Origin of the sequence: Pacificibacter marinus (assembly GCF_018860505.1) — a bacterium.
Lineage (GTDB): Bacteria > Pseudomonadota > Alphaproteobacteria > Rhodobacterales > Rhodobacteraceae > Celeribacter > Celeribacter marinus_B.
The window spans coordinates 16,389-27,940 of the sequence record NZ_JAHKPU010000032.1; the positions used below are offsets into that span (position 1 = coordinate 16,389).

Annotated in this window: 9 protein-coding genes; 1 reads left to right on the forward strand and 8 read right to left on the reverse strand. The window is 51.5% G+C overall.

Annotated elements, in window-relative coordinates; all coding sequences use genetic code 11:
• Positions 1-15: 15 nt before the first annotated feature.
• The 4 genes from folD to KO503_RS11870 all read right to left on the reverse strand — a co-directional run bounded on the left by folD (position 16) and on the right by KO503_RS11870 (position 5,257).
• A complete protein-coding gene (gene folD / locus KO503_RS11855) occupies positions 16-933 on the reverse strand; it encodes a bifunctional methylenetetrahydrofolate dehydrogenase/methenyltetrahydrofolate cyclohydrolase FolD (protein ID WP_215991765.1) in 918 nt (305 codons plus the stop codon).
• Positions 930-1,853: an electron transfer flavoprotein subunit alpha/FixB family protein gene (locus KO503_RS11860; RefSeq protein ID WP_215991766.1), complete on the reverse strand. Its 924-nt coding sequence runs from the start codon at positions 1,851-1,853 to the stop codon at positions 930-932. Before KO503_RS11860 ends, folD begins: the two co-directional genes overlap by 4 nt.
• Complete coding sequence (locus tag KO503_RS11865) at positions 1,853-2,611, reverse strand: electron transfer flavoprotein subunit beta/FixA family protein (RefSeq protein ID WP_215991767.1); 759 nt, start codon at positions 2,609-2,611, stop codon at positions 1,853-1,855. The genes KO503_RS11860 and KO503_RS11865 overlap by 1 nt, the downstream gene beginning before the upstream one ends.
• A 210-nt stretch (positions 2,612-2,821) precedes the next feature.
• Positions 2,822-5,257, reverse strand: a complete 2,436-nt coding sequence (locus KO503_RS11870) for a GcvT family protein (protein ID WP_215991768.1) — start codon at positions 5,255-5,257, stop codon at positions 2,822-2,824.
• Between the two features lie 340 nt (positions 5,258-5,597).
• Here KO503_RS11870 and KO503_RS11875 point away from each other — a divergent pair, with 340 nt between their 5' ends.
• Entirely contained in the window at positions 5,598-6,608 is a 1,011-nt protein-coding gene (locus KO503_RS11875; protein WP_215991769.1) for a LysR family transcriptional regulator, read from the forward strand.
• Positions 6,609-6,702: 94 nt separating this feature from the next.
• Here the strand turns inward: KO503_RS11875 and KO503_RS11880 are convergent, their stop codons facing one another.
• The 4 genes from KO503_RS11880 to KO503_RS11895 form a co-directional block, all read right to left on the reverse strand.
• The gene (locus KO503_RS11880) at positions 6,703-7,965 is read right to left on the reverse strand and encodes an ABC transporter permease (RefSeq protein WP_215991770.1); all 1,263 of its coding nucleotides are present in this window, start codon (positions 7,963-7,965) and stop codon (positions 6,703-6,705) included.
• Positions 7,966-7,967: 2 nt separating this feature from the next.
• Complete coding sequence (locus tag KO503_RS11885; RefSeq protein ID WP_215991771.1) at positions 7,968-8,768, reverse strand: ABC transporter ATP-binding protein; 801 nt, start codon at positions 8,766-8,768, stop codon at positions 7,968-7,970.
• Positions 8,769-8,848: 80 nt separating this feature from the next.
• Complete coding sequence (locus KO503_RS11890; protein WP_215991772.1) at positions 8,849-9,853, reverse strand: taurine ABC transporter substrate-binding protein; 1,005 nt, start codon at positions 9,851-9,853, stop codon at positions 8,849-8,851.
• A 275-nt stretch (positions 9,854-10,128) separates the two neighbouring features.
• Positions 10,129-11,511, reverse strand: coding sequence for an aminotransferase family protein (locus KO503_RS11895; RefSeq protein ID WP_215991773.1), 1,383 nt, complete (start codon positions 11,509-11,511; stop codon positions 10,129-10,131).
• Positions 11,512-11,552: the final 41 nt, after the last annotated feature.

The window sequence follows — 11,552 nt, forward strand, 5'->3', positions numbered from 1 at the left end:
AGTCATATGTCCTTTTCAAGCGCCCAAAAGCACTGGTTCAGGGAGAGAATTAAGGTGGCAACACGCACTGAGAGTGTTAACCAAGAGACAGGCGATGGTCATCGGGCCGACGCCACCAGGCACTGGTGTGATCGCGCCCGCGACCTCTTTGGCCGCATCGAAATCGACATCGCCCACAAGTTTGGTTTTGACGGTGCCATCGTCTTTCACGCCATTTTCAGGCGCAGGCACACGGTTGATACCCACATCAATCACGGTGGCACCGGGTTTAATCCAATCGGCCTTCACCAGTCCAGGCACCCCTGCTGCGACAACAATAATGTCGGACATCCGTGCCAGTTCGGGAATATTGGTCGAGGATTTATGCGTGACAATCACCGTACAATCCGCGTTCAACAGCAGGCGCCCCATGGGTTTACCAACGATGTTGGAATGACCGATAACAAGCGCGGTTATGCCCCGAAGATCAGGATAAATCTGCGCCAACATCATCATGCAGCCACGCGGCGTACAAGGCACGATGGCGTCCTGACCCGTGCCGACCATGCCGACATTGGTGGTGTGAAACCCGTCCACGTCTTTATGCGGATCAATCGCGTTGATCACGAGCTTGCTGTCCAGATGCACTGGCAGTGGCAATTGTACCAAAATGCCATGCACCTCAGGATCGGTGTTGAGCCGTTCAATCAGGCTCATCAGTTCTTTTTCCGAGGTGTCGGCAGACAGGCGAAATTCAAAGGAATTCATGCCTGCCTCAATGGTTTGTTTGCCTTTGGAGCGCACATAGACCTCAGAGGCCGGATCGTTGCCAACAAGGACAACGGCCAAGCCGGGAATGATCCCGTGCTCGGCTTTAAGCTGTGCAACGGCATTTTTTACAGTCCCACGCACCGTTGATGCGAGAGCCTTGCCGTCGATGAGCTGCGCTGTCATTTGAGTTGCTCCGTCAAAGCAGGAACCGCGTCAAACAGGTCTGCGACCAAGCCGTAATCGGCCACTTGGAAGATCGGCGCCTCTGAATCGCTGTTGATTGCGACGATCACTTTGGAATCTTTCATGCCAGCCAAGTGTTGGATCGCACCTGAAATACCACAAGCGATGTACAGATCTGGGGCGACAACTTTACCCGTTTGCCCGACCTGCATGTCATTGGCGGCAAAGCCACTGTCAACCGCCGCACGCGAGGCGCCAACGGCACCGCCAAGTGTATCAGCCAGCGCAGAAATGATTGCAAAGCTTTCTTCCGAGCCAACGCCACGGCCACCTGAGACAACAACACCGGCAGATGTCAGTTCAGGGCGATCGCTGGTCACAACACGGTCTTCGACCCAACGCGAGCTGTCTACAGCCTCTGCCGCATCGATAACCTCTATGGACGCTGCGCCGCCATCCGCCACTGCGTCAAAGCCAGCGGTACGAATAGTCATCACTTTGATCGCGTCAGTAGAGGTCACAGTTTGGATCGCATTGCCCGCATAAATAGGACGTTGGAACGTATCCGCGCTGTCCACGGCAATCACATCAGTGATCACCATCACGTCGAGCAAAGCGGCCAAACGCGGAAAGCTTGCTTTGGCTGATGTGGTCGCGGGGGCTGCGATATGGGTGTAATTTGGAGCAAGGGATTGCAGCAATTTGGCGTATGCTTCTGGCATTTGGTGGCCGTAGTCAGCCCCTTCGACGTGAAGCACTTTGTCCACGCCCGCCAATGCGGCAAGTGGGGCCGGATCAACCCCCTCGCCTGCGGCCAAAATGGTGACCGGACCAAGCGAGGACACAGCCGCCAGCGCTTTGGATGTTGCATCAATAGATATTTGCGAGCCGGAGATTTCGGCGACGAGAAGAACGGACATTATACCACTCCTGCTTCTTTAAGTTTGGCCTTGAGTTCTTCAACAGAACCAACGATTTCACCTGCCGCGCGTGCAGCGGGTTCGACAGTTTTCACAACGGTCAAACGCGGTGTAATGTCCACGCCGTACTCCGCGGCGGTGGTCGCTGCGAGTGATTTTTTCTTGGCCTTCATGATGTTCGGCAGTGACGCATAGCGTGGCTCGTTGAGACGCAAATCGCAGGTTACAATCGCTGGCATGTTCACATCGACAACTTGCAAACCACCATCAACTTCGCGCGTCACACGCGCCACGCCATCGGTGATTTCCAGCGCAGAGGCAGAGGTCGCCTGCCCCCAACCGAGCAAGGCACCAAGCATCTGACCGGTTGCGTTCATGTCATTGTCGATCGCTTGCTTGCCCGCCAAAATCAAATCAGGAGTCTCGGCCTCAGCAACTTTTGCCAAAAGCTTGGCAACGGCCAAAGGTTCGATATCTGTGTGCACATCGTCTGCCGCTTCGATCAAAATTGCGCGGTCTGCCCCCATGGCCAGCGCAGTGCGCAGCACGTCTTCGGATTTTTTCACGCCAATGGTGACCACAACAACTTCCGAAGCCACGCCTTTTTCTTTCAGACGAATGGCTTCTTCCACTGCGATCTCATCGAACGGGTTGATCGACATCTTTACGTTGGCAAGCTCAACACTGCTTTCATCTGCCTTCACGCGGACTTTCACATTGTAGTCAATGACGCGTTTGACCGGCACTAAAATTTTCATCACATCGCTCCTTGGGAGATTAAGGGAGATTAAGTTCATTCAAAATGCGCCTGAAGCGCGAAATTATCGCATAGATAGACCAGAGCCAGCCGTGACGATTGAATGCTTGTCGCGGCTGGTTCGACCCGCGATGCACAAGGGGGGCGTGCACCGCAGATCAACTGGTTCAGCCTTTGAGGACCAGCACAAGGCCGGTCACTCGTTTGCTATTTAGCCCCGCATGAGTGCGTAGGATGGATCGTAGGGGGACATTTCAATCACTTCCGCGCCAACCATATCGCCCAACAAATCGAGCTCCATCTTGGTGCCCACAGCTGCCAGCTCTGGCTTAACGAACGCATAAGCAAGGTTCATGCCCACACGGTGGCCATAATCGCCAGATGTGATCGTGCCGACCACTTTTCCGTCCAGCATCAAAGACGCGCCACCATGTGCGGGTGCATGGGTTGCATCGATTTTGAAACAGGCAAGCTTGGCTTGAACACCAGCTTCTTGGCGTTTGACCAAAGCCTCTTTACCGATGAAGTCGACTTTTTCCATTTTGATAAAACGATCCAAGGATGTCTCGAATGGGTCAAATTCGGTCAGCAAATCAGCTTTCCAGTGCATAAAGCCTTTTTCCATCCGCATGGAGTCAACCGCACGGGCTCCAAACAGACCAAGACCGTGCTCTTTACCTGCGGCGCGCAGGGCGAGGTACACAGCGTAAAGCGATGCGTTTGGTACATGGATCTCATAGGCCAATTCGCCAGAGAAGCTAACGCCAAGGACAGTCACAGGTGAGAAGCCGATGAACGCTTCGCGCACTGACAACCATTTAAAGCCTTCTTTAGACCAGTCGCCGCGGCTTGTGGCTTCAAGCACTTTACGCGCTTTTGGTCCAGCCAAGACAAGAATAGTCTGATCATTTGTCAGGCTCTTGATTTGAACGTCCTCGTCCGCATTCAAGTGCTTTTGCAACCAATCCATATCGTGGAATTCAGCAGCCGCAGCAGACCCGAACCAAGCACGCTCTGGCCCGCGATCACTTGCTGGAATATTCGCAATTGTCGCTTCGCCTTTGACCATACCGTGGTGGTTGAGCATGTAACCCAAGCCAACGCGGCCGTCTTTTTTGGTGACGTTGCCACAGAACATGCGGTCCAAGAACGCGTGACGATCCGCGCCAGTGATCTCGAAGCGGTTGAAACCGTTGACTTCACACAGACCAACGTTTTCTTGCACGTTTTTCACTTCAGCGGCAACGATGTCGAAAGTCTCGTCGAACAGGAAGTTCAAAGACGGGTGGAAATCAGACGTTGGCTTGATGTAATCCATACGCTCCCAGCCGTTCACAACAGTGAATTCAGCGCCTTCAGCGGCCAATATTGGCGTCAAAGGAGTTGTTTTCGCTGGGCGACCTGCGGGGCGGTGTTCATGTGGGAAATGGAACCGGAATTCATTTTGGTAATCTTCGATCGCTTTCAGGGCGGTCAATTCAACATTGGTGTGACCTGTGAAACGACGTGGATCGATGCACCATGTGTCAAATTCTGCTTCGCCGTGAACGATTTGTTGTGCAAGCATCAACCCGTGACCACCGCCTTCACCAAGGCCTGCACGCAGACCGATGATACAGAAGGCGTTGCGTTTGCCAGGAATAGGTCCAACAAGCGGCGCGCCATCGATTGTGTAGGTAATTGGACCGTTCACAATCGCACGGATTCCGGTTTCTTCCAAAGCTGGCATACGTTCAAACGCACCGGCCAGAACATCCATAACGCGGTCCAGATCGTCTGGGCAAAGCGCGTTGACAAAATTCGGGTCGATGCCGTCCATGCCCCATGTTTTACAATCTTGCTCATAGAACCCAACCAAAAGGCCGTTCTTTTCTTGGCGGCAATAGTAATCTGAGATCGGACAACGCAAAAGCGGCATGCGCTTGTCTGATTCCACGATCGCAGGAATGTCTTCGGTTAAGAAATACTGGTGCTCCATAGAGGCAACAGGGTGGTGAACACCCATCATCGCACCCACTTCGTTCACGCGGTAGCCACAGGCGTTGACCACGATTTCACAATCGATATCGCCGTGTTCGGTGTGCACTGTCCATGTGTCGTCTTTATGCTGGGTCAGGCCAGTCACAGGTGTGTTACGATAGACTTCGGCGCCGGCTTTGCGGGCACGACGTGCAAGCGCTTGGCACAATTGCGCTGGGTCGATGTCGCCATCAGAGCCATCCCAAAGGCCGCCGAGTAGGTTATCAGTAGAAATCAACGGGTGGCGACGCGCACATTCTTCTGCGTCGAGGACTTCGAAATCAACGCCCATGCCGCGCGCCATAGACGCGAAGTGGCGGTAGCCCTGCATTTGCTCTTCAGTATTGGCCAAGCGGATACCGCCGTCACCGTGGTGATACCCAACGGGATAATCGGCGTCTGCTGCCAGTTCTTTGTACAGTTTGATAGAATGGCTTTTCAAACCAACCATCGTCTGGTTACCACCAAAGTTGGTGACTTGCGCCGCAGAGTGCCATGTTGTGCCCGATGTCAGCTCATTACGTTCGACCAAAACAACATCGGTCCAACCTTCTTGTGTGAGGTGGTACAGCGTGGAACAGCCAGCAATGCCCCCACCAATAACAACAACGCGTGTTTGAGTTTTCATATCGATCTCACTTTTAAAATATGGATTTGTATCTTCTAAACCTGAGCGAACAGTCACCGTCAATCGTTCAAATTTAAGTTCACAAAAACAGAACGACCCACTAAAAAATACAGAACAAATCTTACTGGAGACACTGATGAAAAACCCATCAAAAACATCAAAAACATCAAAATACGTGGTTTTTATTCATGAAATAAGGGTTTTCAACTTAAAATAGCCTATAACGTAGCGCACATTTTTTTAGCAACTTAAAAACCTAAGGAATATATACGGTTCACAAAAAACCACTCCAAAGCTGTATTCAAATTGATTCTGAACAGGCCAAAGGCTATGATGCAGCATGATAGATACTCTCACCACATCCGCCATACTCAATGACTTTCCCGACCGGCTGACCATACGGGGCTTACGAGTCTTTATTGCGCTGGAAGACACCAAATCCGTTGCGGAAGCGGCAAAGGCCTTGGGGTTGAGCAAGTCCAATGTTTCGCAACAAATCACCACGATGGAACAAAACCTTGGCACGCTCTTGTTTGATCGAAAGCAAAAGCCGATTTCGCTAACCCCTGCGGGTCAAGTTCTCAGTCTGCACGCCCACCGCGTGGTGGCGATGCTCTTAGCGGCAGAAGCCTCGCTTGGGGAATTCACCGTTGCAAATCTACCCGTGTTGAACTGTGCGATCATCGATGACTTGGATGCCTCCCTGACACCGGTGATGGCCACATCGCTGCAAACGCAACTGCCACGCAGTTTCATCAACACCTTTTCTGGCCGATCTGATCACGTGACGGCCCGTTTGGAGTCGCGCGAAGCGGACATCGCGGTGACAGCCACCATTCCTACCAATACGCTTAAATTTCAAGTGCAACAATTGTACCGCGAACAATTCGTCTTGGTGACAGCGCGGGGCACCTATCATCCCACGAATGAATGGCGCAGCGCTCTGCGCGCTATGCCATGGGTGCAATATTCCGAAGCTATGCCGATGGGGCAATTGGTTGCAACGCATCTCAAACGTCTAGGCTTTGATGCGCCCCGACGGTTTTCCTTTGAAACAAGTCGTTCGGTTATCGCCACTGTCGCCCGCACTGGTGGCTGGACATTAGCCACCCCCTTGAGCATTTTGGATGCCAGTCGATTTCGAGACTTGGTGGATATCCATCCCCTGCCCTTTGCCAATATTTCGCGCCAAATCTATTTGATCAATCGTATGAATGAATTGGGCGCTTTGCCCGAAGTCTTGGCCAAACAGCTGCGCGATTTTCTGCAAAATGAACTGTTCCCTGAATTTAGCAAGACAGCTGCGAATGTGTCACAAACGCTCGATGTGTTCAGCGAGACCGTGATCTGAATGCGGCGCTCAAGTAAACCTATCCTTAGACCTAAAAAACCACCGTTCGCGTCATGCAAACGGTGGTTTTATTTTTAACAAGATCGAAAAGATCTTAGCTGCGGCCTTTCCATGGCACCAACCAGTTTTCGGCTTTGCGCATCAAAATATCGATGCCGAAACCGATCAAACCAATCACAATAATCCCCATCAACACGATGTCAGTGGATTGGAACTTGGACGCAGTGACGATCATTTTGCCGATGCCTTTTTCGGCAGCAACCAATTCAGCGGCCACAACTGTGCCCCAGCAAACGCCCATAGCAACGCGCGCACCGGTAAAGATTTCCGGCAGTGAGTTTGGCACGACAACATGGCGCAAGATTTGCCATTTGTTGGCCCCCAAAGAATAAGCGGCCTGCACTTTGGTGATATTGACCCCAGATACGCCAGCACGGGCGGCGATGATCATCACCCAAAGAGCGGCAAGGAACAGCAGAACAATCTTACCTTGTTCGCCAATACCGAACCAAATAATCACAAGCGGGATCAAAGCAAGCGGCGGAACCGGACGCATGAACTCGACGATGGGATCAAACCAACCGCGCGCCCAGCCGGACAAGCCCATAGCGTAACCAAGCGGAATTCCCACAAGCGAACCAAGCACAAAGCCAGCAACAACTCGCCACAACGACCAACCTATGTGTGAAAACAAGGATACATTTTGATAGCCTTCTGTGGCGATTTCATAGAAGCGAGCGGCCACGGATTCTGGTGCTGGAAGCCAAATGGGCTCCATCTGCCAGCCAGCATTGGGTGAAAAATTCAGCGACCCTTTGGCTGTCATCGTGACAACACCATTTGGCACTTTGACTGTATCACCAGGGGTGATCGCTTTGCCTTCGATGGCCGTGATCTTTGCATCGTCGCCGTCATTGGCCTGTGCGCGGATCAAAACAGACCGCCATGCGGCCACTGTAGCTGCATCGTTTTGTGCAAACCCTGTTGATGCGTCCACCTCAGGCGCGTCCACATCAGCGCCGGCTTGATGTACCAAAACATCGACTATGGCGTCAGCCGTGTCACCGCTTGGGCTTGTGGAAGTGTAGGTAAAGCTGGTGTCGCCCATAAAGGGGCCAGGCATGTGGATCGGAACCAATTTGGACCCTGTAAACGCCCCCCAAACCAAGAATACGGCGATAACAGAGATGATTGATGCGACACGATCCGCAGTGACGGCACTTTCATCACCGAAAGTGACCGTTTTCAAAGACGTGTAATCCGTGGCTTTTCCCAAAGCCGCGCGGATCACCTTGGCTAAGAAAAACGCGCCTATGAACAAGCCAGCATAAATTGCGAGTACGATTAAACCAGACATAGCTATTCGTCTCCCCCGCCCATAATTTCTTCTTCCATTTCCCAAATCATTTCGAGAATTTCCTTTTTGGTCTCGCCGAAGGCAGGGTCTTCTTTGACCACACGCAAATCAGCGCCAACTGCCCGTTCTGCAAACGGAAGACGGTATTCTTTAAAGATGCGCCCTGGCCGTGGCGCCATCACCAAGAGGCGTTCGCCCAACAGCAGCGCTTCATCAACCGAGTGGGTGATCAAGATAATGGTTTTTCCGGTCTTCTTCCAAAGATCCAAAACCAAACCTTGCATTTTTTCGCGGGTCAAAGCGTCCAGTGCGCCCAGCGGTTCGTCCATCAAGATCACGTCGGGATCGTTGGCCAAACACCGCGCCAGTGCAACGCGTTGCTGCATGCCACCCGACAGTTCATAAACAGCTTTGTCTTTGAAATCGCGCAACCCCACGGTATCCAGCAGGTTTTCAACGGTCGTGTTACGTTCCGTTTCGGGCATATTTTTCATACGCGGGCCGAATTCAACGTTTTCGCGCACACTCATCCATTCAAACAATGCGCCTTGCTGAAACACCATGCCACGCTCTGCACTGGGTCCCGTGACTGTCTCGCCACCCAATGTGACGACGCCGTCAGTTGCTGCAAGAAACCCCGCTAAGATATTCAAAAGGGTTGATTTTCCGCAACCCGACGGGCCTAGAACCGAAAGCAGCTCCCCCTTTTCCAAATTTAGGGAAACGTTTTGTAAAGCTTGCACATGAGAGCCATCCGGCAACTCGAAACGCATGGAGATATCATTAATTTCTAGAGCACCCACAAGGTTCTCCTCTTTCATACTCTTTTTCGGGACATATCAAAAAATGCGCAGGACGATTGCCCCGCGCATTGAGTATGCAATTACTTGATCGCAGCAAGTGGACCAGTGGACACTGTATCATCGTAGCTCTCGAGCGCTGATGGAATGGATTCAGCTTCAACGAACACGTCAGCAACGCCTTTCATGTAGGCTTGCGCCGCGCCACCAAGCCATTTTTCAGACAACTGATCTTCAACGGATGGGAAGTTAAATGTGGCCATAGAGGCCGCGGCTGCATCTTCATCCATGCCTGCTTCCACGGCCACTTTTGTCAACATATCAGCAGGTTGATCTGCCATCCAAGCCGCGTTGTATTCAGCAGTAACAGCCAAGAATTTGGACACAATTTCTTCATTTTCAACAACAAAATCAGATGGGCCTGATGTCACGTCAAAAACCAAGATACCGATGTCTTCTTTTTCAGTGCCTGTTAGCAAAATGTTGCCATGTTCTTTCATGCGCGACAAAGCACCACCCCAACCACAGGCAAAATCAACAGAGCCTTGCGCCAAAGCCGCAGCACCATCTGTTGGCGCCATGTCGATGATTTCCAAAGATGCAAGGTCGACACCGAAGTGTTCCATTTGTTTCAAGAAACCGTAATGCGCGCCCGTGCCAAGCGGAACAGCCACTTTTTTACCCGCCAATTCATCGGCGCTGTCTTTGTCGATTTCAAGCTCAGCCGCAACCACACAGTTATCGTTTTCTGCGTAGCTCACTGCCACATCAAGCATTTGCAACGCTTGACCTGAAGATGTCGCAATAACGAAAGGAGGCACACCTTGGCTGACAGACAATTGTACATCGCCAGAGGCCATAGCAGCAGACATTGCTGTGCCTGTGTCAAAGCTCACCCAGTTGACAGGCATGCCAAGCGCTTCGGCGTATTTTCCGTCAGCTTTGGCCGCAAGGAATGGCATTGGCCACTCAAGAAAATACCCAACAGTCAGTTCATCAACAGCAAATGCAGGTGTTGCAACGCCGAGTGCTGTCAAGGCCAGTGCAGATGAACCTGCAAGGGATTTAAGTGTTTTAGAAAAGATCATTGATAGCTCCATATTGGTTTTTTGGCACATAGTTTTGGCACATAGTGATGCCTTAGATTGTGATCGGTTTTTCCGATTCTGGTAGTGTTTTTCTTTGATTTCATAAGGATACGCAGTTTAAACTGCGTTTCAATTTTGGACGCCCCTTTTTTATGCACTGCCTAGAAATGCACCTTACGTTACGACAAGATAGATCGAAAACCAAACAAGGTCCAACCCAGATATGCAGGTCATTTTGGCGAGGCAGCTCCAATATTTGGAGCCACCGTTTTTGTTTAAGCACAGGTCGGTATCGCGCTCAAAGCGCGGTCAAGTGTTTCCGTAATTTGGTTGATTTCGCTTTCGCCTACGATCAAGGATGGGGCAAGACATAGCGTGTTGTTAAAGCCTTCAATCGCGCGGGCTGTTTTGCCAATCAAAACGCTTTCAGCGTCACAGCCAGCAACCACTTTATCAACCAAAGCCTCTGCCAGTGGTTCGCGCGTCTCGCGATCTGCGACCAATTCAAGACCACAAAACAGACCTTGGCCGCGCACATCCCCAACGATTGCATGACGATCTTTGATCTCAAAAAGCTTATCCATCAAATAAGCGCCCATCTTTTTGCTATTATCCAGAAGATTTTCATCTTCGATAATGCGCATATTTTCCATCGCAGCCGCTGGTCCAGCCGTACAGCCGCCAAAGGTCGAGATGTCACGGAACATGCTCATTGGATCTGCGGGATTGGTGCGGAATTTTTGGAACACGTCTTCGGTTGTGATCAAGCAAGAAATCGCAGCGTAACCAGACGCCACACCTTTTGCAGTGGTGATGATGTCAGGTTTGATGCCGTAGTTTTGGTACCCAAACCACTCGCCCGTACGCCCCATGCCGCAGACAACTTCGTCCATGTGGATCAAAATATCGTATTTTGTGCAGATTTCCTGCAAGCGTTCCCAGTAACCCGCTGGCGGTGTGATAACGCCGCCGCCTGCTGTCATTGGCTCAAGGCAGATCGCGCCAATGGTGTCTGGACCTTCGCGCAAAATGACCTCTTCAACCGCATCGGCCGCGCGAACGCCATAGTTTTCAACGTCCCATTGCGCCCTGTACTCAAGGCAGTGCGGCACAGCAACAAAGCCATCAGGAAACGGACCAAAATGCGCCTTGCGCTGGCCTTGGCCTGTGGCTGCCATCGCGCCAAAGGTGCTGCCGTGATAGTCGCGATCACGGTACAAGATTTTCCATTTTTTGCCACCGTGATGTTGATGCGCGATTTGGCGCACCATTTTAAACGCTTTTTCATTGGCTTCGGACCCTGAGTTCAAAAAGAATACCCGATCCAACCCTGGCGTTTTAGATGTGATCTGTTCAGCAAATTGTGCGGCAGGAACAGTTCCCATGTTACCGCCAAAAAAGTTCATTTTAAGAACTTGATCGCGGATCGCATTGGCCATGCTTTCGCGGCCATAACCGACATTCACAGTCCACAGACCGCCCGACACACTGTCAAGGAATTCACGACCATTTTGGTCCCACAACTTCATCCCGCGTCCTTCAACAAAAATACGTGGATCTTTTTGGTCAAGTGCGGCGTGTTGAAACAGGTGATGCCACACATGCGCACGATCCGAGTCTACAGTTGCGCGAATATCGTTGATTTGAGTCATTTCCATGAGACGGGTTTACCTAAGCGTTAAGAAACTATTTTTGCAGA